Here is a 23,752-nt window from a genome sequence, read left to right as displayed (position 1 = left end):
CCGGCTCCCTCGCCCGGCGGTTAAACAAGACAACAACGGCAGGTCTCCTGACTTGCGGGTCATGGCACGTTACTCAGCCTTCCCGATGTTGCCACCAGTGGCTGCCGCTTTATACGGCCAAGGAGTAATACGCTCTCCGCCTACAGTTGCGAGGGCAGTTGCCGACTGGGTTCCTGGTACTGGAGCCTCCGGCATTCCCTTTCAAACCCGCTTGCGCGGGACCGTTGTAAGGTGGCGTAACCCTTACCTTATTTTGGCCTTATATTTCAATCTTTGGCTGAATATACGTGCATCACTCTTGCCAGAACTCTCATTTTAACCCACCTGTTTCTCCAGACTTTTCCCTGACTGGCGACTTATGGACCAACGATACCGCATTCCACCTCTAGCCATGCTCAATGCCTTTACGGCATTTGCACGCACGGGCGGTATCAGACGGGCAGCAGCAGAGTTGCGCGTAGATCACGCCGCCATCAGCCGCCACATTCGGGATCTGGAAAATATTCTAGGCACCCCTTTGCGAGATAAGGAAACGGGAACCCTTACACTTGCAGGGCATACCTATTATTCCCGCATCACCCCATTATTGGAAGAACTGGCGACAGCTACAGCAGATATTCGCAACCATACGCCGCCCCTTACCATTACCTGTGCGCATGGATTTGCTTATCATTGGCTGCTGCCGCGGCTTTCCACTTTTCGGCGTGCACACCCTCAACTGGAAATCATGCTGCGCCCGGTAGATGCCAATACGGCGTTTCATGTTACTGGCGTGGAAACAGATAATCATGCCCATATCGGCTATGTACGGGATGATGCTCCGTTAGCCGAGCCACGCAATACGCGCAGCATGATTATTGCACGGCCGGATGTGTTTCCGGTAGCGGCCCCCATCTGCCTGACAGAACTGGGCGGCCAACCCCGCACAACGGCAGATTTGCTGCGCGCGCCCTTGTTGCAGGAAGAAGATGAAGCCGAATGGAAACTTTGGTTTCATGCACAAAATGTTGCCTGCACAAAACTGCCAGCCGCAACGCGCCTGTGGCAGGCCCATATTACATTGGCTGCTGCGCGCGCTGGAGAAGGCATCGCCCTGGGCAATATTTTCCTGCTGGGAAATGATCTTGAAACAGGCCATCTGGTGCGCGTGCAGCCTACGCAAACCCCTTTGCGAGAAGTGGCCTTGGGGGCTTATCTGCTGCGGGCTTCCACCGCCACATGGGAGAAAAAATCCCTCATCACGTTCCGAAACTGGCTTTTGGAACAAGTAGAACTGGAAACCCAGAACACATCCACCCTGCCTTAATGCTGGCAGGCATAGGCACACCAAATATGTACGCGCCAAATAGATGGTGACTTTTTATCACCATAGAGGCAACAAAAAATCTCCTCCCCCTGCCGTGCGAAACATTTTACGGAACAGAAACAACTTTGCCCGCAACATAGTTCCCGGGAGCCCGTATTAATGGCCACGAATAAAGACCTTCTGAACCGCCGCACCAATGCTGTGCCGCGCGGTGTTGCCACCTCCACCCCTGTTTTTGCAGACCGCGCAGAAAATGCCGAAATCTGGGATGTGGAAGGCAAACGCTATGTTGATTTTGCCGGCGGCATTGCCGTTCTGAACGTTGGCCATCGCCACCCAAAAGTAATGGACGCTGTTAAAAAGCAGCTAGACCGTTTTACCCACACAGCTTTTCAGGTTTCTGCTTACGAGCCCTATATTGAACTGGCTGAAAAGCTGAACGCCCGCGCACCGTTTTCTGGCGATGCCAAAACCATTTTCTTCACCACGGGTGGGGAAGCTACAGAAAACGCCGTAAAAATTGCGCGTGCCGCAACTGGCCGTAATGGCGTGATTGCTTTCTGTGGTGGGTTCCACGGTCGCACGCTGCTGGCTTCTGCACTTACGGGTAAGGTTCTGCCTTACAAGGCACCTTTCGGCACCCTGCCTGGCGAAGTTTACCACATCCCCTTCCCCGATGGTCATGACATCACGGTGGAAGACAGCCTGAAGATGCTGAACTTCCTGTTTGCTGCTGATATCTCCCCCAACAATGTGGCCGCCATTATTATTGAGCCTGTGCAGGGTGAAGGCGGCTTCCGCGTTGCCCCTACTGCACTGCTCAAACACCTGCGCGCGATTTGCGACCAACACGGCATTAAACTGATTGCCGATGAAGTGCAGAGCGGCTTTGCCCGTACTGGCAAGCTGTTTGGTATTGAACATTCTGGCGTAGAACCGGATCTGGTGTGCATTGCCAAATCTCTGGCAGGTGGCTTCCCACTTTCTGGCGTCATTGGCCGTGCGGAACTGATGGATTCCGTGCCTCCGGGTGGCTTGGGTGGCACATATGCTGGTGCTCCGCTGGGCTGTGCTGCTGGGCTGGCTGTGTTGGATATTATTGAAGAAGAAAAGCTGCTGGACCGCGCCAACAGCATGGGCGAACGCCTGAAAGCCCGCATTGCAGGCTGGCACAAGCGCACAGATATGCTGCCTGTCAGCATGCCACGTGGGCTAGGCGCAATGGTTGCCTTTGATATTCTGGAACGCCATGAAGGTGTGGAACAGCGCAAGGGCTTTGGTTCCAAACTGTGTGCCCGTGCCTGTGAAAAAGGCCTGATCCTGTTGGCCTGTGGTGTGCAGGGCGCTACAATCCGTATCCTGACACCGCTGACTGCATCTGATGAACTGGTTGATGAAGGCTTGGACATCATCGAACAGATTCTGCTGGAAGAAGCAAAAGCCTGATCTGCATTTTTCTGCAGTCATCAGTAAAAAGGCGGCCTTTTCTGGGGCCGCCTTTTTCTTTGCCTTGTCATATATTTTTAAAATCAGAATTCATTTCATCAAGTATACCGTCATAGTCAGGCCATCATTCCTGCTTAGTCTTAAAAATAACGATCAAGAAAAACAGGAGGCCAGAATGACAGCATTTGGCGCGTATTGGCTGCAAATACAAAATTCTTTTCGCAAATTACTTCACGCTTTGCACAATTTAAAAATGCGCAAAGCTGCACATATCAAACATTAAATATTCCAGCCCCTCCTGTTTCCTATGCAAACAACAAAAAAGCCCGCCTACCATTAAAGGTAGAGCGGGCTTTTTTAGCCGTCGTTATACAGCGTTATTTTTTGTCATCAGAAAACGTGTTCTGGCCCCAGCGGCCAACATCATGCGCGGCATTTTCTGTGCCTTCCTTGGTCTTGTTCCAAGCGTGCTCAGTGCCTTCACTTGTTTTGTCCCAAGCCTTGCGAGAACCGTCCTTGGTTTTATCCCAAGCCTTTTCGGTGCCATCGCTGGTCTTGTTCCAAACCTTGTGGGAGCCTTCCTTAGTTTTGTCCCAGGTTTTTTCAGTGCCTTCGCGGGTTTTATCCCAAGCGTTGTGGGTGCCTTCCTTGGTCTTATCCCACGCCTTTTCACTGCCTTCGGTGGTCTTGTCCCAAGTCTTGCGAGAACCGTCCTTGGTCTTGTCCCACACTTTTTCTGTGCCGTTGCTTGTCTTTTCCCAAGCCTTGTTCGTGCCTTCCTTGGTCTTGTTCCACGCGTGCTCGGTGCCTTCACGGGTGTTATCCCATGCGCGGCCCAACACGCCTTCTTCAGCATGGGCGCAAGGCAGACTTAGAGCAAACATGGCAGCACCCAGCAGAGTTGTAGCGGCCATCCGAAAAGAATTATGAGACACGAGATACATCCTCTTAAGTGAAAACCTTATCGTTAAAGGTAAGTATTCAAAGGCTTTATGGCAAATGTACGCCACATCCGTGGCAATACCGCCAAACACGTTTAACGTGGCAGAGAGTCCAGCGCGGCCTGCAAGATGTATGCTGCAGCCAGCCGATCCACCATTTCCGCCCGACGCGCGCGGGAGAGATCGGCCTCATCAATAAGCATACGATTCACAGCGGATGAGGAAAGGCGCTCATCCCACTGGCACACGGGCAAACCTGTCTGTTCCGAAAGCGCAAGCGCCCAATCATGGCTAGCCTGCGCTGCGGGGCCAAAGGACCCATCCAAAGAAAGAGGGATCCCCACAACCATGCCGCCAATTTCGTGTTCTTTGGCAAGATCACGAATAAAATTGGCCATTTGCCCCAGCTTACCGCGCTTTACTGTTTGGAATGGTGAGGCCACCATGCGCGAAACATCGGAAAGCGCCAGCCCCACCTGCTTTTTGCCGGGGTCTATCCCCAGCAGGCGTGCGTGTCTGGGCAGGGTTGCAACAAGGTCTGTCAGGCTAAGCAGTGTCATACGGACGGTATGTTGCCTTTCGCGCGATTATGCTAGGTGCTTTCTTCCTATTGAGATCAAGAAAAGAGGGGTCCGCTTTCATGTCGCTAGACCTTGCGACCACCCGCCGCATTGCCAAACTGGCCCGTATCGGGCTGGAAGAGCATGAGCTTGAAGCCACACGCCAGAAGCTGAACGGTATTCTGGGCTGGATTGACCAGCTTGCCGAAGTGGATGTGGAAGGCGTTCCCCCCATGGTGGGGACAGAAACCGAAACCCTGCGCCAGCGGGAAGATAAGGTAACAGACGGCAACTGCCGTGATGCCCTGCTGGCCTGTGCGCCAGAAACATCTGGCCCCTTCTACACAGTACCCAAGGTGGTGGAATAATGCTGACCGGACTGACGCTCACCCAAGCGCGTGAAGGGCTTGCCGCCCGCAAATTTTCTGCACGGGAACTGGCCAAAGCCCAGATGGACGCCATTGCTCGCCTGAACCCGGTGCTGAATGCCTATATTACCGTGCTGCCAGAAGAAACAGTTCTGGCTGCGGCAGATGCGGCAGATGCGCGTTACGCCGCAGGCACTGCAGGCCTTATGGATGGCCTGCCCATTGGTGTGAAAGATCTGTTCTGCACCAAGGGCGTGCGCACCACGGCCGCCAGCAAGATGCTGGAAAACTTTGTGCCGCCTTATGAAAGCACAGTAACAGCCAACCTGCTGAAAGCTGGTGCGGTTTTCCTTGGCAAAACCAACCTTGATGAATTTGCCATGGGCTCTGCCAACATCACATCGGCTTTCGGACCGGTGGCAAGCCCGTGGAAGCGTAAGGATGATCCCTCCGCCACACTGGTGCCGGGTGGATCTTCCGGTGGGTCTTCCGCCGCTGTTGCTGCTGGCTTGGGCCTTGCTGCCACAGGCACGGATACCGGTGGTTCCATCCGCCAGCCTGCCGCGTATTGCGGTATTGTGGGGCTAAAGCCCACCTATGGCCGTTGCAGCCGCTGGGGCACCATTGCCTTCGCAAGCTCGCTCGATCAGGCTGGCCCCATGACGCGCAGCGTGGCAGATGCCGGACTGATGCTGGAAGCCATGGCTGGCTTTGATGAAAAAGACAGCACCTGCTCAAACCGCCCAGTGCCTGCTTTCAGCAAAGCTGTTGGTAAAAGCGTAAAAGGCCTGCGCGTGGGTATTCCCACAGAATATCGCTCCCCCAACCTGCCAGCAGAAGTTGTGGCTATGTGGGAACAAGGCATTGCGTGGCTGAAAGAAGCCGGTTGCGAGATTGTGGATGTTTCTCTCCCGCACACCAAATACGGCCTGACCACCTATTACATTATTGCTCCGGCTGAATGCTCCTCCAACCTGGCGCGTTATGATGGCATCCGCTTTGGCATCCGCAAGGATGCGCCTACGCTGGATGGTGTATATGAAGCCACACGTGCCGCAGGGTTTGGTGCAGAAGTGCGCAACCGTATTCTGATGGGCACCTACGTGCTTTCTGCAGGCTATTACGATGCTTACTATCTGAAAGCCCAGAAAGTCCGCACCCTTATCAAGCGCGATTTTGAACAGGCGTTTGAAAATGTAGATGTGCTGCTAACCCCCACCGCGCCATCTGCTGCCTTTGCGCAGGGTGAAAACATGGATGACCCGGTGCAGATGTATCTGAACGATATCTTTACCGTGCCCGCCAGCATGGCCGGCGTGCCTGCCCTTTCCGTTCCGGTTGGGCTGAACGGTAATGGCCTGCCGCTGGGGCTGCAGGTCATTGGCAAGCATTTTGATGAAGAAACCGTGCTGTCCATTGGCGGCGCGTTAGAAGCGGCGGCAGGCTTTACGCACCTTCCGTCCGTACATGCGGGAGCAGGCGCATGAGCTACGTAATTGAAGGTAAAACCGGCCCGTGGGAAATTGTGGTGGGGCTGGAAGTGCATGCACAGGTTATCAGTCAGTCCAAGCTGTTTTCCGGTGCTTCCACAAAATTTGGGGGTGACCCGAACACACAGGTCAGCCTTGTTGATGCGGCCTTCCCCGGTATGCTGCCTGTTATCAACAAGGAATGCGTGGCGCAGGCCATCCGCACCGGGTTGGGGCTGAATGCCCAGATCAACCTGTTCAGCCGGTTTGACCGTAAAAACTACTTTTACGCCGACCTGCCGCAGGGTTACCAGATCAGCCAGTTCGAGCACCCGATCATCGGCAAGGGTTCTATCGAAATTGAGCTTCAGAACGGCGAAACACGCCAGATTGGCATTACCCGCCTGCATCTGGAACAGGACGCCGGTAAGCTGCTGCATGATCAGGACCCCACAAAATCCTTTGTGGACCTGAACCGCGCCGGTGTGGCCCTGATGGAAATTGTGAGCGAACCCGATATTCGCGAACCAGAAGAAGCCGGGGCCTACCTGCGTAAGCTGCGCCAGATTCTGCGCTATCTGGGCACGTGTGATGGCAACATGGAAGAAGGCTCCATGCGTGCAGACGTAAACGTTTCTGTGCGCAAAGCGGGCGAACCCTTCCGCACCCGTTGCGAGATCAAGAACGTCAACTCCATCCGCTTTGTTATGCAGGCCATTGAAGTGGAAGCCACACGCCAGATTGAAATCTGGGAAAACGGTGGGGAAGTTGATCAGGAAACACGCCTGTTTGATCCAGGCCGCGGCGAAACCCGTACCATGCGTTCCAAGGAAGATGCGCATGATTACCGCTACTTCCCAGATCCTGACCTGCTGCCGCTGGTGGTAGAACAAGCATGGGTGGATGAACTGAAATCCAAGCTGCCAGAACTGCCGGACGCAAAGCGTGCACGCTTCCAGAAAGACTACGGCATTCCATCTTACGATGCTGGTGTGCTGGTTGCAGAACAGGCTGTGGCTGATTTTTATGAAACCGTAGCCAAAGGGCGCGATGGCAAGCTGGCGGCAAGCTGGGTAATTGGTGATCTGTTTGCAGCCCTGAACCGCACCAGCAACACCATTGAAACCAGCCCTGTCAGCGCGGTCTCCTTGGGTAAAATGCTTGATCTGATTGCTGATGGCACCATCAACGGTAAGATTGCCAAGGAAGTGTTTGAAGACATGGTGGAAACCGGTGATAGCCCGGATGCCATTGTGGAACGCAAAGGCCTGCGGCAGGTCACCGACACAGGTGTGATTGATGCCGCCATTGCCGCCATTTTGGAAAAACATGCGGATAAGGTGGCAGAATACCGTGGCGGCAAAGACAAGCTGTTCGGATTCTTTGTGGGACAGGTCATGAAGGAAACCAAAGGCAAGGCAAACCCTGCTCTGGTAAATTCGGCCCTCAAGGCTCAGCTAGACGGCTAAAATCCACAATTTGAAAAAATAAGTTTTTAGGGGGTTTGACGGAACGCGTTGAACCCCCTAAAAGCAGCGGTGCAAACGTCGTGTATGTTCGCACTCTTCGGCGGAGGGGTGGCCGAGTGGCTGAAGGCGGCGGTTTGCTAAACCGTTATACGATGTCAAGTCGTATCGAGGGTTCGAATCCCTTCCCCTCCGCCAGAGATAGAAATCTCCCCCAATTCCATAATTTACGTATTTCCCAGCCTTCTTCCGCGCCAAGGCCGCGTTAAAGGGTCTGCAAATCATACAACCGGCGGTACAGCCCGTTTTGTTGCTGAATCAGCGTTGTATGTGCGCCATCTTCTACAATCTGGCCGTGTTCAAAAACCAGAATCCGATCCAGCCCGACAACAGTGGCAAGGCGGTGTGCAACCACCAGAACGGTACGACCTGTCATCAGGCGCTCCATTGCTTCCTGCACCAATGCTTCGGATTCGGAATCCAGACTGGCAGTAGCTTCATCCAACACCAGTATGGGGGCATCAGCCAAAAAGGCGCGCGCAATGGCAATGCGCTGACGCTCCCCTCCCGAAAGTTTGACCCCTCGCTCACCCACTAGCGTTTGGTATCCTTCGGGGAGCCTATCAATAAAACCAGCGGCATTGGCTAATTGGGCCGCCTGCGCAATTTGCTCTGGCGTGGCATCTGGCCTGCCATAAGCAATATTTTCTGCCAGACTCCGATGAAACAGCACAGCTTCCTGCGGCACTAAGGCAATTTTTGCCCGCAAATCAGACTGACGCACGCGTGCAATATCTGTGCCATCAATCAAAATTCTACCTGACTGCGGCACATAAAAGCGCTGTAGCAGTTTAATGAAACTTGATTTCCCTGAACCAGAAGGCCCTACCAACCCCACCCGACTACCGGCGGCAATTGTAACGGAAAGATCTGTAAAAAGCGCCCGCTCCTGCCCCGGATATTTAAACAAGACATGTTCAAAACGGATTTCCCCTGCACTCACTTGCAAAGGCACTGGATTGCTAGGATCTGCTACCGCCGCAGGCGTTCTCCACAACGCCAGTAATTCTTCCATTTCATTGACAGATCTCTGCACGACGGAAACCTGCTGCCCAATATCGCGCAGGTATCCCTGCACCAAAAAGGTCATGGTCAGCACATAGGCTACATCACCAGGGCCAGCACGCCCCTTCCACCACAACCAAACAGCAGCACCAGCCAGAATAAGGCGCATACACATAACAACAGTTGCCTGAATGTTTGCGCTGTCTGTACCTTTGGTCCATGTATAAATGGTGGCCTTGCGCCATTGGGAAATAAGTGCCTGTAGTCGGCTTTCTTCACGCTGTTCTGCACCAAAAGCTTTTACAACCGTATTGCAGGTTATGGCGTCTGCCAGAGCAGCACCCATACGGCTATCCCACGCATTGGCAGCACGCGCAGAAGGCGCCACATAACGCAGCGTTAATGTGCAGGAAAGCACAATAAATAAAATAGAAAGCACGCCCAGAATGGCCCCCATAAACGGCCAATGCCACCCCAGCACCAGAGTTGTCAGCACTAGCAGGCACGCTTCGGGTATCAGCATTAAAAGCAGCGTATCATCCAGCATGTCTACAGCCCACATACCGCGCGTTAAGCGCCGCACCGTGGAACCTGCAAACGTATTGGTATGCCATTCTGCAGAAAGCTTTTGTACATGCGCAAAAGCTTCGGAACCTATTTTCTGCATGACCTGAGTGGTCAGGTGCGTAATGCCCAAATAAGCGTACCGCTTTAACAGCACATTCCCAAACCCACATGCTGCCATGGCGGCAAGCATCCATAGGGCATCATGCACTTTGCCTGCCTGCGCTGCCGGAGCGGAAACATCTGTTACCAAACGCCCCGCAGCCAAAGGCATCAGCACATCAGCCACCGTAGCAGCCAAAATGCTCCCGGCTGTTATGGTTAAGGGCAGAGGGAACGCCAGCCAGCGCCGCACCACAAACTTCAGCACATCCACAAAAAGCGATGCCTTACGCCCGGATTCGACATGACTTTCTGAAGCTTGTGGCATGATAAAAACCTGAAAAAACAAAACCGATGCGCTGTGTATCCTGAGACATAAAGCCCTGCAAATCCGGAATGCGCATGAGCATGGACGCCATACAGCCAGACGCGTTACACTGCACCTATGGCCAAAAAACCCACCACAGCAGCCCCCGTGAACTCAGACAAACCGATGGATAAGTCGCGGGCAAAAAAACGCACGGCAGCCAAAAAAACGGCCCCAGCCACACCTAGCAGTGGACCGGCTGCTATTGCGCCACGAGATATGACGCCGCAGGAAATATACAGTTTTCTGACAGACCTTTCCCAAGCATGGCCAGATGCTCAAACTGAACTACTTTACACCACACCCTTTACGCTACTGGTGGCCGTAGTACTTTCAGCTCAGGCAACAGATGCCTCCGTCAACCGCGTAACACCTGCTTTGTTTGAGGCCGCCCCCACTCCTGCCGCCATGGTGGAACTGGGAGAAGAAGAAGTGGGCAAACTTATTCGCACCATTGGGCTGTGGCGCAACAAAGCCAAAAATGTGGTCGAACTTTCCCGCCAACTTGTAGAAGACCATCATGGTAAAGTGCCCGGCACGCGGGAGGAATTGGAAAAACTGGCTGGTGTAGGCCGCAAAACAGCAAACGTTGTGCTGAATGTTGCGTTCCACAAACCTACCGTACCGGTAGATACGCATGTTTTCCGTTTGGCTAATAGGTCTGGGCTAGGACGGGGCAAAACCGTAGAAGCTGTTGAAAAATCTCTGGAAGCCCGTATTCCTCTGGAAATGATACAGCCTTCCCATCATTGGATGATTCTTCAGGGAAGATATGTCTGTAAAGCCAGAAAACCTGAGTGCTGGCGCTGCAATGCTCAAAATCCCTGCCTGTTTCCAGACAAAACACCCGCGCCACGTGTAAAGGCACCGAAAACCTTAGCCGGGTAGAATCCCACACAGGCTCTACCTAGCTAGATGGCAAAACCCTTATAGCCAGCCTGCAAGTTCCTGATGTGCTAAAGCCTCCAGCAAATCAATGCTGGCGGGCGTATCATTCAGGCATGGCACCAGCGTAAATTCCTGCCCACCTGCCTGTATGAATTCTTCGCGCACTTCGTTGCCGATTTCATCCAGTGTTTCCAGACAATCCGCCATAAAGCAGGGCGTTACAACGGCAATGCTGGTAATACCTTTTTCCGGCAAACCGGCAATAAATGGTGCCGTGTAAGGTTCCAACCATTTGGTTGGCCCAAACCGGGACTGGAATGTCATGGGCAGGGTTGTTTCATCCCGCCCCAACTCCTTGCGTAAGGCCACAACAGTTCTTTCACATTCCGCCCGATAGGAATCACCCTTACGAACATATTCTTCTGGCAAACCGTGAAAGGAGGCGACAATCATCTGGAAAGGAATATCAGCTTCTGCCTCTGCCAGACGGATAGAATCTGCAATAGCTTTAATAAAAGCCGGGTTATCCGGAAATGATGGAAGTGTGCGTATGGCAGGCTGATTACGCAAACGCATCAGCGCACGAAACAACTGGTCATTTGCAGTGGCTGTTGTTGTGGCGCTGTACTGCGGATAAAGCGGCATGCACAAAACGCGATCACACCCTTTTTCAAGCAATTCGTGCAGCGCTTGCGCAATAGTCGGCGTGCCATAACGCATACCCCACGCAACAGGCACATTTTGTGCCGCAAAACGCGCGCTCAGTGCATCAGCCTGATGGCGCGTATAGGTGCGCAAGGGGCTTTCATCTTTATGAGTATTCCAGATACGCGCGTAGGCTTTCCCGCTTCTACGCGGGCGAGTTGTCAGCACAACCCCTTGCAAGATTGGCTGCCAAAGTGCTGGTGGCCCTTCTATCACCCGACGGTCAGACAGAAATTCGGAAAGATAACGGCGCACGGCCCGGTAGCCTGTATCATCCGGGGTGCCCAGATTAACCAACAGGATACCAACTCGTGGGGCAGCCTGTGCGTGTTGTGGCTGAGGCGGAATATGATGAAAAACCATGTTTATGACTTCTTTTCTTTCAAACAGCTTAAACCTTTTTCAAAGCATTTCTGCATCACAGAAGGTAATGCTGTATCTTTCACACATTCCACAGGCACCAAAAAACCATCACTCACAGCCTGATTGGAAAAATGCTTTATCTGGGCCACATATACATCCAGATATAAGGTAAAATGTGTAAACACATGCTTAACACGCCCCGCCAACTTCCAGCCTGCTGCAAAAGGCGCCACTTGTAGAATTTCTGCTTCGCTCCAGTTTTCTAATCGCCATTCAGTGCCGGGCAGTTCCGTCATGGCGGCCAGAAGTCCTTTTTCTGCCCTTTTACGCAGCAGAATTTGCCCGGCTGCATCTTGGGCAAGAAAGGCTGCGCCGTAGCGCACAGGGCGTTCTGCCTTAGGCAGCTTACGCGGTAATTCGGCTGCAATACCCTGTTTATGCCCCGCACATTCCCCTTGCCACGGACACAGGCCACAGGCCGGTGCACGCGGTGAGCACAGAGAAGAACCTAAATCAAACAAAGCCTGTGCAAAGTCAGATGGCCGTTCCTGCGCTTCACGGTCCGCATTTAACGTTATGGCCAGTTGCGCCAATTTTTTACGGGCTGGTGGCAATGGTTCTGTAATGGCGAACAAGCGTGCCGTGACACGCTCTACATTGCCATCCACAGGCACCACAGGCACCCCAAAGGCAATGGCTGCCACAGCAGCAGCCGTGTAAGGGCCTATACCTGGCAGGGCACGCAAACCCTGAACATCTTGCGGAAACCCGCCAAGCGCCACCACAGCCTGCGCACAGGCGTGCAAATTACGGGCACGGGAATAATAGCCCAGCCCAGCCCATGCAGCCAGAACGTCTTCCCGATCAGCACTTGCCAAGGCCTGCACTGTCGGAAACTTTTCTGTAAAGCGTAGATAATATGGGGCAACCGCTTTAACAGTGGTCTGCTGTAGCATGATCTCGCTTAGCCATACCCGATACGGGTCTGGATGAGACTGGCCAACAACACGCCACGGCAAAGTGCGGCGGTGTCGGTCATACCAATGAAGCAATGCGTGGGCTGATGGATGTGTCACGGAGGCAGTTATGAAGAAGGAAGCCAACGGCGGCAAGGCTGTAACACCTAAAAGCCGCACCGCACGCCGCAGCCCTCAAAAAACGGAAGCGGCCCCTCCGCCACGCGCCAGAAACCTACGCAGCCTTGCTGCACTGCTGCCAGCCGTTACGGCACCGGCTTTTCGGCGGCGTTCCCCCACAGGCGCTATGTTAATGAGCCAGTGGCCAGATGTGGTAGGTCCGGCACATGCGGCTGTTACAAGCCCGCGCCGTCTTTCTGCTGGCACATTAACCATTGCATGTGCTGGTCCTGTTGCCATGGAGCTTCAGCATCTGGGGGATATGCTTATTGCACGTATCAACACATGGTGTGGGGAGCCTTTGGTGAGCCGCCTGCGCTTTGTGCAGGACCCAGCCGCAGGCGTTCGCCCCCGACCACAACGCAGAAAACCCCAGAACCCCGGCGTGATCTGCACACTCCCCGAAATGGAAGAAGGCCCTTTACGGCAGGCTTTAGAAACTTTGGGGACTGATATTTTAAAAAGTCAGAATAAAAAACGTTCGTAATGCGAAGAAAGATTACCCAGCTATATTGTAATAAAAAAGTTATTTTGAACCTCTGTTCTTGAAATTGACATAATCTTATTGCCTTACAAAGCCCAGTTTTTCAAAAGCTGGGCAAAGCCAATTCTTTCGGGCCTTTGTCTGACAATCAAACAACAAATACAGGATAATCACAGGATCTGCGCCATGTTGCGTAAACCTAACACGACACTGAACATGACACGCCAGAACACAAATATTTCCACAGGGCATAAAACACGAGATAGCCTTTCCGACCTGCAGTTTCTGCAAGAATGGGTAGCTTCTCCTGCCTATTCCACTGCCAGCGTTTTACGGGCAGGGCAGATCCGCCGGACCAACCCAGATCTGGTACGCCAAGTCGCGGCCAAAACACATAAAACACCGTAAAATACCAGTTCTCCAGCATTCGCATAAAATCAGGATTGCATCACAAAGGCGCACAGCGCACCATAAGTTAAGTATGTCTTTGCTTATGGGTTGTTCTTTGGCTGTCTCTTTGCGTCAGAAAAAGCGGTTTTTAATGGCTTTTGCCAGCCTTGCCATGCTGGCAGGCTGCGCGAACCAGCCACGTTCCAGCTACAATCCACCGGGCCCTGCCGTAGATAAATGGGGGCCTTATATTCAGGAAGCCTCCACCCGCTTTTCCATCCCTCAGGCATGGATCAGGGCTGTGATGCAGCAGGAATCTGGGGGCCACCAATACATGCATGGCCATCTCACACGCTCTGTACATGGGGCCGTGGGGCTTATGCAGATTAAGCCAGATACTTACCGTGAACTCGCCAAGCGCTATCAGCTTGGCTCGGACCCCTATAATCCGCACGACAACATTATGGCAGGCAGTGGTTATATCCGCCAATTGTATGACAGGTTTGGTTCTCCCGATTTTCTGGCCGCATATAGCTGCGGGCCGCAGTGTATGGAAAACCACCGTTCTCGCCATACGGCCCTGCCTTCTTATGCCAAAGCTTATCTGGCGTCCGTTTCCCCGCATCTGAATGACCCAGTGCCTAGTAGCATTACGCCAGCAAGCGCAATTGCCATTGCAGACACACAAGCCCCAACAGTTACACCTGCTGCTACGGTTGCGCCGGCTCAACAGGTTGCCAGCATTGCCTCACCGGGCATTGCACCGCCTATTACAGATGACATACAACCACCAGCGCCTTCCGCCACCGATGGCAGTGCTATTCCGGTATCATCTTCCGCTGATACCCAACCAGTAACAGACACGCCACCAACTTATCAGGCCGCCAACACCGCACCCGTTTCTGGGCCTGCAATGGTATGGCAGCAGAACACCCCCTCTGGTGGCGCCATTATCCAAATTGGTGCTTTTTCCTCGCAGGAGAGAGCGCAGCATGCCATCCAAATCGCACATCAAGCCACGCCCGCTCTCGCTGGTGCGGAAGATCGCATAGACCGGATTGCCCTTAAAAGCAGCGGACAATCCGTGTGGCGCTCACGCTTAGCGGGCCTACCATCTGCCCAGACAGATACAATCTGTATGTCCTTGAAGCAGCAAGGTTTGAACTGCGTTGCCGTAACGCGCTGAATTATATTGCATCCCTTCGGCATCAACCGCGCATACGTGTCCGAGGCATGATTTCTCCTGCCTTACCCCCGTTTTCAATGCGCGGTTGAACATCTCTCCCCAGCAAATGCTTGGCGGGACAGAACTGAAAGGATATGAGATAAGCAGAACACTCACTTGACCCCGAAGCCAGACCTGAACATTTGCAAAGGCGACCGGGAAACACGGATACCCAGCGCTGAAGGAGCCGTACCGACACCATGCTTCGTCGTCTCATGCCCTGCCGTCCCGCCGCCAGCCATGCGCCTGCCGGGTTCCGCCACGCCAGCACCTTGCTTACCGCATGTGCAGGTCTTGGCCTGTTAGCTGCGTGCTCTTCTGGTGATAGATCAGACAATGGTCTGACAGCACCGCGCAACCATCTGCTGGCCGAAGACCGCGGAGCATCTGGTGGTGATGCAGAACTTAAAGGGGGCGTAAACGCCTATTTGTGGCGCGCAACCCTTGATACCCTTTCCTTCCTGCCGGTTTCTACCGCAGATGCAGAAGGCGGTATTATCCTGACAGACTGGTACACCCCACCTGCTGCCCATGATGAACGCTTTAAGGTAACCGCCTTTATTCTGGACAAGCGTCTGCGGTCTGATGCCCTGCGCCTGAGCGTGTTCCGCCAGATCAAGCAAGGGGAAGAATGGGTAGATACCCCACCTGCCCCCAATACCGCATCTGATATTGCTGCACGTATTCTCTCCCGCGCACGTAAGCTGCGGGCCGATAATGGCAACCGGGATAGCTAATTTTATCCCGGCGCCTTTTTCACATTCCCCTTCATTCAGGTCTCAGACACAGAATATTCATGTCCCAGTCTTCCAGCACGCCCACGTCCTATGATTTTAATACGGTTGAACCCAAATGGCAGAAAGCCTGGGCAGATGCCGATATTTTCACCGTTCCTGACGTTCCCCCAGCGAACAAGCCCAAATACTATGTATTGGAAATGTTCCCCTACCCATCTGGGCAGTTGCACATGGGGCATGTGCGCAACTATGCACTGGGAGATGTGATTGCCCGCTATAAGCGCGCTCGTGGTTTTTCTGTGCTGCACCCCATGGGGTGGGATGCGTTTGGCCTGCCAGCAGAAAACGCAGCGCGTGAACGTGGCGTGCACCCCAAGGAATGGACGCTGAACAACATTGCCACCATGCGCGGCACATTGCAGCGTCTGGGCTTTTCTTTGAACTGGGATAGAGAAATAGCAACCTGCCTGCCAGACTACTACGGCAAGCAGCAGAAGCTCTTTTTGGATTTTCTAAAAGGTGGCCTGGTTGAACGGCGTGAAAGCTGGGTCAACTGGGACCCGATTGATCAGACTGTTCTGGCAAATGAACAGGTGGTCGATGGTAAGGGGTGGCGTTCTGGCGCCCCTATTGAGAAAAAGCAGCTTTCACAGTGGTTCCTGAAGATCACTGACTTTGCTGAAGACCTGCTGAACGGGCTTAAAACGCTAGACCGCTGGCCAGAACGTGTGCGCACCATGCAGGAACGCTGGATTGGCCGTTCTGAAGGGGCAAAGCTGCGCTTCTCTCTCCATCAGCCGCCCGCCGGGCTTGATGAAAACCTGAACGCCGTAGAAGTGTTCACCACCCGACCGGACACGCTGTTTGGCATGTCCTTTCTGGCTATTGCTCCAGATCACCCGCTGGCTGCATGGGCTGCTCAGCAGAACCCACAAGCGGCAGAATTTGTGGCGGAATGTCGCCGGCTTGGCACATCCGTAGAAGCTGTAGAAACGGCTGAAAAGCGCGGTTTTGATACAGGCCTGCGGGTCAACCATCCGTTTATGGATAAAAGCTTTCCGGTCTGGATCGCCAATTTTGTACTGATGGATTACGGCACAGGCGCGCTGTTTGGCTGCCCTGCCGGTGACCAGCGTGATCTGGACTTTGCACATAAATACAACCTGCCAGTCACACCTGTTGTGTTGCCTGCCGGCAAGGATCAGGCTGATTTTGCTATCACCACCACCGCCTATACCGGTGATGGCACCATGATCAATTCCGGCTTCCTTGATGGTCTTTCTACCGAAGAAGCGCGGAAAGAAGCCATTTCCCGGCTGGAAGGTCTGGGCATCGGGCAAGGTGTGGTTAACTGGCGCCTGCGTGACTGGGGTATTTCCCGCCAGCGTTATTGGGGCTGCCCTATCCCCATCATTCATTGCGCAGATTGCGGCCCGGTTGCCGTGCCGGATGAGCAACTTCCTGTTGAGCTGCCAGATGACGTGTCTTTCGATAAACCCGGTAACCCGCTGGACCATCACCCCACATGGAAGCACACGACTTGCCCAAAATGCGGCAAGCCCGCCACGCGTGAGACAGACACGTTTGACACGTTTGTAGATAGCTCCTGGTATTTTGCCCGCTTTACAGCACCGCATGCACCTACGCCCACGGTGAGGGCTGCTGCTGATGGCTGGCTGCCTGTCGATCAGTATATCGGTGGTATTGAACACGCCATTCTACATCTGCTGTATGCGCGTTTCTTCACCCGCGCCATGCACCGCACTGGGCATCTGGATGTGGACGAACCCTTTGCCGGGCTGTTCACCCAAGGCATGGTAAGCCATGAAAGCTATAAGGATTCTGCAGGTAACTGGCTGTATCCAGAAGAAGTGGAACGCACAGCGAATGGCTGTGTGAAACGCGGCACCACCGAGCCCGTAACCGTTGGCCGTGTGGAAAAAATGTCCAAATCCAAGCGGAATACGGTTGCACCTGTTGCCATCATTGAGCGCTTTGGTGCCGATACCGCCCGTTGGTTTGTGCTTTCTGACAGCCCGCCTGAACGCGACATGGAATGGACAGAAGCTGGTGTGGCTGGGGCAGCCCGCTTTAGCCAGCGCTTGTTCCGTACCATCCGCACAGTTGCGCAGGATGTTCCCGCCAGAACAGAATGCCCTACTGATATCGACCGTCAGGCTGATACGCTACGCCGCACCACGCACCGCACCATTGCTGCTGTAACGGAAGCTCTGGAAGGTTTTGCCATTAACGTGGCCGTTGCCCGTATTCATGAGCTAACATCTGCTCTGGCAGAAGCTGAAAAATCTGCAACGGTTCCTGGTATGGCCTTTGCACGCCGCGAAGCTGCGCAGACACTGTGCCTCCTTTGCGCACCCATGATGCCGCACCTTGCTGAAGAAATGTTTGCGCTGGTTCTGCCTTCTGCTGGTTTAGCAGCCCAGCAAGCATGGCCAGAAGCCAACCCTGAGCTGCTTACAGCAACGCATATTACAATTGCTGTGCAGATTATGGGCAAACTACGCGGCACTATTGAAGCGCAACCAGATGAAGATGCCGCAGCCGTTGTTGCCCGCGCAGAAGCAGAGCCTAATGTGGCGCGGCTTCTGGAAGGCAAACGCATTGTAAAACGCGTGCATGTTCCTAATCGTATTGTTAACTTTGTAACGGCAGGCTAATGGCTCATTCCCGTTTTCTCCTTCGCTCCGCACGTCTTGCACTGGCAATTGCGCCACTGGTTGCTTTGCCAGTTGTGCTGAGCGGTTGCGGCTTTCAGCCTCTGTATGGAGAAAACGGGAAGAACAACGTAGATGTTAACTCAGAACTTAAAGAAATCTACGTTGCCAATATACCAGAACGTACAGGCCAACAGTTGCGATTGGCCTTGCAGCAGCAAATGGCTGCAGATGGACCAGAAGACCCACATAAATACACACTGATTGTGATGCCATCCTTCAATGCAGAAGCGATCGACATTCACTCAGATAACACATCCGGGCGCACGCGTATTACCGGCCATGCCCACTGGCAATTGCTAACTGTAGAGCAAAACCCAAAATTGCTGGCGCAGGGTGATACCACCACAATGGATGGCTACACCAACACATACGAACAGTATTTTGCCCAGACATTGAACAACGAAACAGCTATGGGGCGTGTGGCCCAAACCCTTGGTGAACAAATTACCCAGCAGGTTTCTACATGGTTCCGCACTCAGGCAGCCCCTGCTGTCTCTCGTGATCAAGGGCCAAAAGCTTTTTATCCTATTCCAACAGCCATGCCAGAATCTGACAAAGAAGTGCCTATGGAACAGGAAGGTGCTGATGCGATTCCAGATATGGCAACTGGGCGTGGTGGACCAAGCCAGTATTAAGCCGGCTTTTATTTTATGAAGATAGACGCCCGCAACCTATCCCGCGTTCTGGCTGATCCTGGCGCATGGCGCATCCTGCTTCTGCATGGTGAAGATACAGGGCTTATTAAAGAACGCGCTCAGGACGCTGTTATTAAAATAGGCGGATCAGCAGATGATCCTTTCCGGGTTGCTGTTCTTGACCGTGAAACGCATGAGAAACTGATGGAAGAAGCCACGGCGCTTTCCCTTATGGGGGGCCGTCGTGTGGTGCGTGTGCGTGATGCTTCCGATGCCCTGCTCAAGCCGTTAGAGGCCTTTCTGGCCCAAAACAGTGATACTCTTGTTATACTGGAAGCACCGGGTCTTTCATCGCGCTCCAAGCTTCGTGGTTTTCTGGAAAAACATCCCAACTGCGCCAGTATCGGCTGTTACCCAGAAGAAGGCCGTAATCTGGAATCCTCCATTACGCGCATGCTGGCAGAGCATAATGTGCGTATTGATTCTGATGCCTTGCATTGGTTGACCAGCCGGCTGGGTGCAGACCGTGCTGCAGCGCGTAGCGAAATAGAAAAACTATGTTTGTATGCCGGTGATACTGGCAACCTGACATTAGATGATGTGCGTGCAAGCATAGGGGATGCTGGGAGTGTCTCTTTGGAAGATGCGGCTTTTGCTGCAACAGAAGGCAACCGCATTGCCGCAGACACAGCCCTAGAAAGAGCATTAGCGGAAGATACAAGCCCTATTGCCATTGCCAGATCTTTTCTAGGGCATCTGCATAGGCTTCGCCGTGTAAGAGCTGCCATGGCTGCTGGAGTTAGCCGAAGTGAGGCTGTTAAGGCACTTCGGCCCCCAGTTTTTTTTAAACGCACAGCAAGTTTTAACAGGGCATTGGAGTTATGGTCTCTCCCAGCTCTTACCAAAGCCGTGGAAGAAACACAGGCACTGGAATATGCCTGCAAACAAACAGGCAGCCCCGACGCTTTGCTGTGCCGGCGGTACGTTTCCACTTTAACTGCTCGGGCAGCCATGCAGGCGAGACGATAGGCCTGTTCGTTTTATCTCTTGTTCCTACCAATCTCTTTCAGTATACGAAAAGCGTGTGTCCGCGTAGCTCAGCAGGATAGAGCACAGGATTCCTATTTAATTGGGCACTATAATTGGAAACATTATAGTGAATCTGCTCAAAGTCGGGGAACGCTTAATCTGGGTAACAGATTGTGCCAATCCCGAGCCAAGCCTTATGCTTTTATAGAGTAAGGAAGGTGTAGAGACTGGACGGGCAGTACCTAATAACCTGGTTTCTCAGGTTTACGGTAAAGGGACAGTCCAGACCACGAACGTTGCGTAGTATGTAAATGCAACGGCAGTGAAAGCTGAAGTGGTATGAATCCTGGGGCCGTGGGTTCGAATCCCGCCGCGGACACCAACACACATTTTCCGCTCTTATAAGTTCTGCACTGCATATATACGCATTCTGACGATTGCGTCGTAGAACGCCAAAAGGCCGCTTGCCGACCTTTTAAATCTTTGATTTTATTTGGTAAATCTTGGTTGCGGGGGCAGGATTTGAACCTGCGGCCTTCAGGTTATGAGCCTGACGAGCTACCGGGCTGCTCCACCCCGCGGTTGTAAGTGTGTTGAAATTTGTATGGGTAAGATTTGGGTAGGGTGGATTGGAAGACCTGGCGGCGACCGACTTTCCCGTGGCTTAAGCCACAGTATCATAGGCGCTGGGGGTTTTCACGGCCGAGTTCGGGATGGGATCGGGTGGATCTCTCCCCGCCATGGCCACCAGGTCATCCAGTCCACCCTGTAAGGGGTGTGTGGAGGACGGTTGGTTATGAAGAAGTAGGCGATATATGGATGATTTCTGTGCACGGGCTGTCCTTTTAAGGGGACAGTAAGAGAGTGAGCCTATTGGGTGATTAGGACCAGTTAGCTGCACGCGTTACCGCGCTTTCACACCTGGCCTATTAACGTGGTGGTCTACCACGACCCTCAGGGAGACCTAGTTTTGAGGTGGGTTTCCCGCTTAGATGCTTTCAGCGGTTATCCCTTCCATACTTAGCTACCCGGCGGTGCCGCTGGCGCGACAACCGGTGCACCAGAGGTATGTTCATCCCGGTCCTCTCGTACTAGGGACAAATCCTCTCAAGTCTCCAACATCCACGGCAGATAGGGACCGAACTGTCTCACGACGTTCTAAACCCAGCTCACGTACCACTTTAATCGGCGAACAGCCGAACCCTTGGGACCTGCTCCAGCCCCAGGATGTGATGAGCCGACATCGAGGTGCCAAACCTCCCCGTCGATGTGGACTCTTGGGGGAGATCAGCCTGTTATCCCTAGAGTACCTTTTATCCGTTGAGCGATGGCCCTTCCACGCGGGACCACCGGATCACTATGGCCGACTTTCGTCTCTGCTCGAGCTGTCACTCTCGCAGTCAGGCGGGCTTATGCCATTGCACTCAACAGCCGGTTTCCGACCGGCCTGAGCCCACCATCGCGCGCCTCCGTTACACTTTGGGAGGCGACCGCCCCAGTCAAACTGCCCACCATACAGGGTCCCGGATCAGGCTAACTGACCACGGTTAGACATCAGAAAAATTCAGGGTGGTATTTCAAGGATGGCTCCACAGGAACTGGCGCCCCTGCTTCAAAGCCTCCCACCTATCCTACACAGAATGTCTCTGATGCCACTGTAAAGCTGCAGTAAAGGTTCATAGGGTCTTTCCGTCTGACCGCGGATACCCCGCATCTTCACGGGGAATTCAATTTCGCTGAGCCGATGCTGGAGACAGCGGGGAAGTCGTTACGCCATTCGTGCAGGTCGGAACTTACCCGACAAGGAATTTCGCTACCTTAGGACCGTTATAGTTACGGCCGCCGTTTACCGGGGCTTCAATTCAGTGCTCTCACACCTCCTCTTAACCTTCCGGCACCGGGCAGGCGTCAGACCCTATACGTCGTCTTTCGACTTCGCAGAGTCCTGTGTTTTTAATAAACAGTCGCTACCCCCTGGTCTGTGCCACCCGCCAATGGTTGCCCACCAACGGGTCTCGCTTATCCCGAAGTTACACGAGCAATTTGCCTAGTTCCTTCAGCATCGTTCTCTCAAGCGCCTTGGTATTCTCTACCAGTCCACCTGTGTCGGTTTCGGGTACGGTCTATACGCCAGAGCTATTTCCTGGAATGCTCCAAAAGCCAGATCAATCCGTTAAGACCTGACAACATATCGCATTCGTCACTTCTGGCAGGTACAGGAATATTCACCTGTTTCCCATCGACTACGGCTCTCGCCCTCGCCTTAGGGGCCGACTAACCCTGCGTGGATTAACCTTGCGCAGGAACCCTTGGACTTTCGGCGACAGTGTTTCTCGCACTGTTTGTCGCTACTCATGTCAGCATTCGCACTTCCGATATCTCCAGAGAGGGTCACCCCGTCTCCTTCACTGACTTACGGAACGCTCCGCTACCGCGCATATCATAGATATGCACCCACAGCTTCGGCACGTGGCTTGAGCCCCGTTACATTTTCGGCGCAGGGTTTCTATTAGACCAGTGAGCTATTACGCTTTCTTTAAAGGATGGCTGCTTCTAAGCCAACCTCCTGGTTGTTATGGAATCCCCACATCCTTTCCCACTTAGCCACGATTTGGGGGCCTTAGCTGGTGGTCTGGGCTGTTTCCCTCTCGACAATGGACCTTAGCACCCACTGTCTGTCTGCCAGGCTATACTTCCGGGTATTCGGAGTTTGGTTGGGTTTGGTAAGGCTTTGGGCCCCCCTAGCCCATCCAGTGCTCTACCCCCCGGGGTAACCACCTGACGGTCTACCTCAATAGATTTCGCGGAGAACCAGCTATCTCCGAGTTTGATTGGCCTTTCACCCCTAGCCACAGCTCATCCCCGACTTTTTCAACAGGCGTGGGTTCGGCCCTCCAGTGCGTGTTACCGCACCTTCAGCCTGGCCATGGCTAGATCACTCGGTTTCGGGTCTTCTGCCAGCAACTATGCGCCCTATTCAGACTCGCTTTCGCTACGCCTACACCTAACGGCTTAAGCTCGCTGCAAACAGAAACTCGCTGACCCATTATACAAAAGGTACGCCGTCACCCCATAAGAGGCTCCGACTGCTTGTAGGCATCCGGTTTCAGGTCTCTTTCACTCCCCTCGTCGGGGTGCTTTTCACCTTTCCCTCACGGTACTTGTTCGCTATCGGTCACTAGGGAGTATTTAGGCTTGGAGGGTGGTCCCCCCATGTTCAGACAGGGTTTCACGTGCCCCGCCCTACTCAAGCATTTCCAAAGACACTACACATACGGGACTGTCACCCACTATGGTCAGCCTTTCCAGACTGTTCTGCTTCTTCTTCAAAAATGACTGGCCTGTTCCGCGTTCGCTCGCCACTACTAGCAGAATCTCAATTGATGTCTTTTCCTCCAGGTACTGAGATGTTTCAGTTCCCCGGGTTCGCCTCGTAACCCTATGTATTCAGATCACGATACCCATCGCTGGGTGGGTTGCCCCATTCGGAAATCTGCGGATCAATGCCTGCTCGCGGCTCCCCACAGCTTATCGCAGCGTGCTACGTCCTTCGTCGCCTCCTAGTGCCAAGGCATCCACCGAATGCCCTTCTCATACTCACTCACCCCATGCACAGAAACCATCCATACCTACTCATGCAGATACAAACAGCTCCAAAGCATGACGCATCCGAGTACGTCTACTTCTTCAAAACGCTTCTGAACGCTTACACCAGAAATGCTTAACGCATGAGCAAATCTCTTTGCTCAATACGGGTCAGACCAACCC

At 53.5% G+C, this 23,752-nt stretch carries 19 protein-coding genes, 2 tRNA genes, 2 rRNA genes and 1 riboswitch (1 of these 24 only partly in view); of the genes, 14 read left to right on the top strand and 9 right to left on the bottom strand.

All coding sequences use genetic code 11. The features are described from left to right. Positions 1-20 precede the first annotated feature (20 nt). Positions 21-241, bottom strand: a riboswitch (cobalamin riboswitch). A 117-nt stretch (positions 242-358) separates the two neighbouring features. Further along, positions 359-1,306, top strand: coding sequence for a LysR substrate-binding domain-containing protein (locus FCN51_RS19830; protein WP_014457557.1), 948 nt, complete (start codon positions 359-361; stop codon positions 1,304-1,306). A gap of 159 nt (positions 1,307-1,465) precedes the next feature. Further along, complete coding sequence (gene gabT, locus FCN51_RS19825; protein WP_064776305.1) at positions 1,466-2,752, top strand: 4-aminobutyrate--2-oxoglutarate transaminase; 1,287 nt, start codon at positions 1,466-1,468, stop codon at positions 2,750-2,752. Positions 2,753-3,129: 377 nt separating this feature from the next. Here the strand turns inward: gabT and FCN51_RS19820 are convergent, their stop codons facing one another. Continuing rightward, positions 3,130-3,786 carry an endoglucanase gene (locus tag FCN51_RS19820; RefSeq protein WP_160256672.1) on the bottom strand — a complete coding sequence of 219 codons (657 nt, stop codon included), beginning with the start codon at positions 3,784-3,786 and terminating at the stop codon, positions 3,130-3,132. 2 nt (positions 3,787-3,788) lie between these two features. Further along, positions 3,789-4,253, bottom strand: a complete 465-nt coding sequence (ruvX, locus tag FCN51_RS19815) for a Holliday junction resolvase RuvX (RefSeq protein WP_160256671.1) — start codon at positions 4,251-4,253, stop codon at positions 3,789-3,791. An 80-nt stretch (positions 4,254-4,333) separates the two neighbouring features. Here ruvX and gatC point away from each other — a divergent pair, with 80 nt between their 5' ends. From gatC to FCN51_RS19795, 4 genes are all read left to right on the top strand, one after another. Then, positions 4,334-4,621, top strand: coding sequence for an Asp-tRNA(Asn)/Glu-tRNA(Gln) amidotransferase subunit GatC (gene gatC / locus FCN51_RS19810; RefSeq protein WP_003626251.1), 288 nt, complete (start codon positions 4,334-4,336; stop codon positions 4,619-4,621). After that, a complete protein-coding gene (gene gatA, locus FCN51_RS19805) occupies positions 4,621-6,108 on the top strand; it encodes an Asp-tRNA(Asn)/Glu-tRNA(Gln) amidotransferase subunit GatA (RefSeq protein ID WP_014457560.1) in 1,488 nt (495 codons plus the stop codon). Before gatC ends, gatA begins: the two co-directional genes overlap by 1 nt. Further along, on the top strand, positions 6,105-7,559 hold the full coding sequence (gene gatB, locus FCN51_RS19800) for an Asp-tRNA(Asn)/Glu-tRNA(Gln) amidotransferase subunit GatB (protein ID WP_160256670.1): 1,455 nt from the start codon (positions 6,105-6,107) through the stop codon (positions 7,557-7,559). Before gatA ends, gatB begins: the two co-directional genes overlap by 4 nt. A 102-nt stretch (positions 7,560-7,661) precedes the next feature. Further along, positions 7,662-7,754: transfer RNA gene (locus FCN51_RS19795), tRNA-Ser, on the top strand. A 67-nt stretch (positions 7,755-7,821) separates the two neighbouring features. On the opposite strand, the gene FCN51_RS19790 is transcribed toward FCN51_RS19795, so the two are convergent. After that, positions 7,822-9,615 (bottom strand): ABC transporter ATP-binding protein, encoded by a 1,794-nt coding sequence (locus FCN51_RS19790; RefSeq protein WP_160256669.1) that lies wholly within the window; start codon positions 9,613-9,615, stop codon positions 7,822-7,824. Between the two features lie 117 nt (positions 9,616-9,732). On the opposite strand from FCN51_RS19790, the gene nth reads away from it, so the two are divergent. After that, positions 9,733-10,542 carry an endonuclease III gene (gene nth, locus FCN51_RS19785; protein ID WP_160256668.1) on the top strand — a complete coding sequence of 270 codons (810 nt, stop codon included), beginning with the start codon at positions 9,733-9,735 and terminating at the stop codon, positions 10,540-10,542. 39 nt (positions 10,543-10,581) lie between these two features. On the opposite strand, the gene hemH is transcribed toward nth, so the two are convergent. Then, positions 10,582-11,610 carry a ferrochelatase gene (gene hemH / locus FCN51_RS19780; protein WP_160256667.1) on the bottom strand — a complete coding sequence of 343 codons (1,029 nt, stop codon included), beginning with the start codon at positions 11,608-11,610 and terminating at the stop codon, positions 10,582-10,584. A 2-nt stretch (positions 11,611-11,612) separates the two neighbouring features. Beyond that, the gene (gene mutY, locus FCN51_RS19775) at positions 11,613-12,686 is read right to left on the bottom strand and encodes an A/G-specific adenine glycosylase (protein ID WP_160256666.1); all 1,074 of its coding nucleotides are present in this window, start codon (positions 12,684-12,686) and stop codon (positions 11,613-11,615) included. Between the two features lie 10 nt (positions 12,687-12,696). Here mutY and FCN51_RS19770 point away from each other — a divergent pair, with 10 nt between their 5' ends. From FCN51_RS19770 to holA, 7 genes are all read left to right on the top strand, one after another. Next, on the top strand, positions 12,697-13,233 hold the full coding sequence (locus tag FCN51_RS19770) for a DUF721 domain-containing protein (RefSeq protein ID WP_160256665.1): 537 nt from the start codon (positions 12,697-12,699) through the stop codon (positions 13,231-13,233). 183 nt (positions 13,234-13,416) lie between these two features. Then, positions 13,417-13,638 carry a hypothetical protein gene (locus FCN51_RS19765; protein WP_160256664.1) on the top strand — a complete coding sequence of 74 codons (222 nt, stop codon included), beginning with the start codon at positions 13,417-13,419 and terminating at the stop codon, positions 13,636-13,638. A gap of 73 nt (positions 13,639-13,711) precedes the next feature. Then, positions 13,712-14,806, top strand: coding sequence for a transglycosylase SLT domain-containing protein (locus FCN51_RS19760; RefSeq protein WP_160256663.1), 1,095 nt, complete (start codon positions 13,712-13,714; stop codon positions 14,804-14,806). Positions 14,807-15,045: 239 nt separating this feature from the next. Further along, complete coding sequence (locus FCN51_RS19755) at positions 15,046-15,582, top strand: DUF3576 domain-containing protein (RefSeq protein WP_014457565.1); 537 nt, start codon at positions 15,046-15,048, stop codon at positions 15,580-15,582. A 59-nt stretch (positions 15,583-15,641) separates the two neighbouring features. Next, positions 15,642-18,260 carry a leucine--tRNA ligase gene (gene leuS / locus FCN51_RS19750; RefSeq protein ID WP_160256662.1) on the top strand — a complete coding sequence of 873 codons (2,619 nt, stop codon included), beginning with the start codon at positions 15,642-15,644 and terminating at the stop codon, positions 18,258-18,260. Continuing rightward, entirely contained in the window at positions 18,260-18,955 is a 696-nt protein-coding gene (locus tag FCN51_RS19745; protein WP_003626238.1) for an LPS assembly lipoprotein LptE, read from the top strand. Before leuS ends, FCN51_RS19745 begins: the two co-directional genes overlap by 1 nt. Positions 18,956-18,970: 15 nt before the next feature. Next, complete coding sequence (gene holA, locus FCN51_RS19740; protein WP_064776303.1) at positions 18,971-19,984, top strand: DNA polymerase III subunit delta; 1,014 nt, start codon at positions 18,971-18,973, stop codon at positions 19,982-19,984. Between the two features lie 504 nt (positions 19,985-20,488). Here the strand turns inward: holA and FCN51_RS19735 are convergent. The 4 genes from FCN51_RS19735 to FCN51_RS19720 form a co-directional block, all read right to left on the bottom strand. After that, positions 20,489-20,565: transfer RNA gene (locus FCN51_RS19735), tRNA-Met, on the bottom strand. Positions 20,566-20,620: 55 nt separating this feature from the next. Continuing rightward, a 5S ribosomal RNA gene (gene rrf / locus FCN51_RS19730) occupies positions 20,621-20,736 on the bottom strand. Between the two features lie 108 nt (positions 20,737-20,844). Further along, positions 20,845-23,587: ribosomal RNA gene (locus FCN51_RS19725) — 23S ribosomal RNA — on the bottom strand. Between the two features lie 118 nt (positions 23,588-23,705). Further along, positions 23,706-23,752, bottom strand: the end of a protein-coding gene (locus FCN51_RS19720; RefSeq protein WP_160256661.1) for a hypothetical protein. The gene runs 148 nt beyond the window's last position; 47 of the gene's 195 nt are visible here — the last part of the coding sequence; its start codon lies off the right edge, out of view — the gene reads right to left on this strand; the stop codon is at positions 23,706-23,708.

The organism is Acetobacter pasteurianus (assembly GCF_009914215.2).
Lineage (GTDB): Bacteria > Pseudomonadota > Alphaproteobacteria > Acetobacterales > Acetobacteraceae > Acetobacter > Acetobacter pasteurianus.
Note: the sequence above shows the minus strand (reverse complement) of the source record. Positions and strands in the feature narration are given on the sequence as shown.

What these genes read in the sequence shown, in the direction of transcription:
- FCN51_RS19830 (WP_014457557.1), top strand. Translation starts at nt 359, where the DNA reads ATGGACCAACGATACCGCATTCCACCTCTAGCCATGCTCAATGCCTTT.
- gabT (WP_064776305.1), top strand. Translation starts at nt 1,466, where the DNA reads ATGGCCACGAATAAAGACCTTCTGAACCGCCGCACCAATGCTGTGCCG.
- ruvX (WP_160256671.1), bottom strand. Translation starts at nt 4,253, where the DNA reads ATGACACTGCTTAGCCTGACAGACCTTGTTGCAACCCTGCCCAGACAC.
- gatC (WP_003626251.1), top strand. Translation starts at nt 4,334, where the DNA reads ATGTCGCTAGACCTTGCGACCACCCGCCGCATTGCCAAACTGGCCCGT.
- gatA (WP_014457560.1), top strand. Translation starts at nt 4,621, where the DNA reads ATGCTGACCGGACTGACGCTCACCCAAGCGCGTGAAGGGCTTGCCGCC.
- gatB (WP_160256670.1), top strand. Translation starts at nt 6,105, where the DNA reads ATGAGCTACGTAATTGAAGGTAAAACCGGCCCGTGGGAAATTGTGGTG.
- FCN51_RS19790 (WP_160256669.1), bottom strand. Translation starts at nt 9,615, where the DNA reads ATGCCACAAGCTTCAGAAAGTCATGTCGAATCCGGGCGTAAGGCATCG.
- nth (WP_160256668.1), top strand. Translation starts at nt 9,733, where the DNA reads ATGGCCAAAAAACCCACCACAGCAGCCCCCGTGAACTCAGACAAACCG.
- hemH (WP_160256667.1), bottom strand. Translation starts at nt 11,610, where the DNA reads ATGGTTTTTCATCATATTCCGCCTCAGCCACAACACGCACAGGCTGCC.
- FCN51_RS19770 (WP_160256665.1), top strand. Translation starts at nt 12,697, where the DNA reads ATGAAGAAGGAAGCCAACGGCGGCAAGGCTGTAACACCTAAAAGCCGC.
- FCN51_RS19765 (WP_160256664.1), top strand. Translation starts at nt 13,417, where the DNA reads ATGTTGCGTAAACCTAACACGACACTGAACATGACACGCCAGAACACA.
- FCN51_RS19760 (WP_160256663.1), top strand. Translation starts at nt 13,712, where the DNA reads ATGTCTTTGCTTATGGGTTGTTCTTTGGCTGTCTCTTTGCGTCAGAAA.
- FCN51_RS19755 (WP_014457565.1), top strand. Translation starts at nt 15,046, where the DNA reads ATGCTTCGTCGTCTCATGCCCTGCCGTCCCGCCGCCAGCCATGCGCCT.
- leuS (WP_160256662.1), top strand. Translation starts at nt 15,642, where the DNA reads ATGTCCCAGTCTTCCAGCACGCCCACGTCCTATGATTTTAATACGGTT.
- FCN51_RS19745 (WP_003626238.1), top strand. Translation starts at nt 18,260, where the DNA reads ATGGCTCATTCCCGTTTTCTCCTTCGCTCCGCACGTCTTGCACTGGCA.
- holA (WP_064776303.1), top strand. Translation starts at nt 18,971, where the DNA reads ATGAAGATAGACGCCCGCAACCTATCCCGCGTTCTGGCTGATCCTGGC.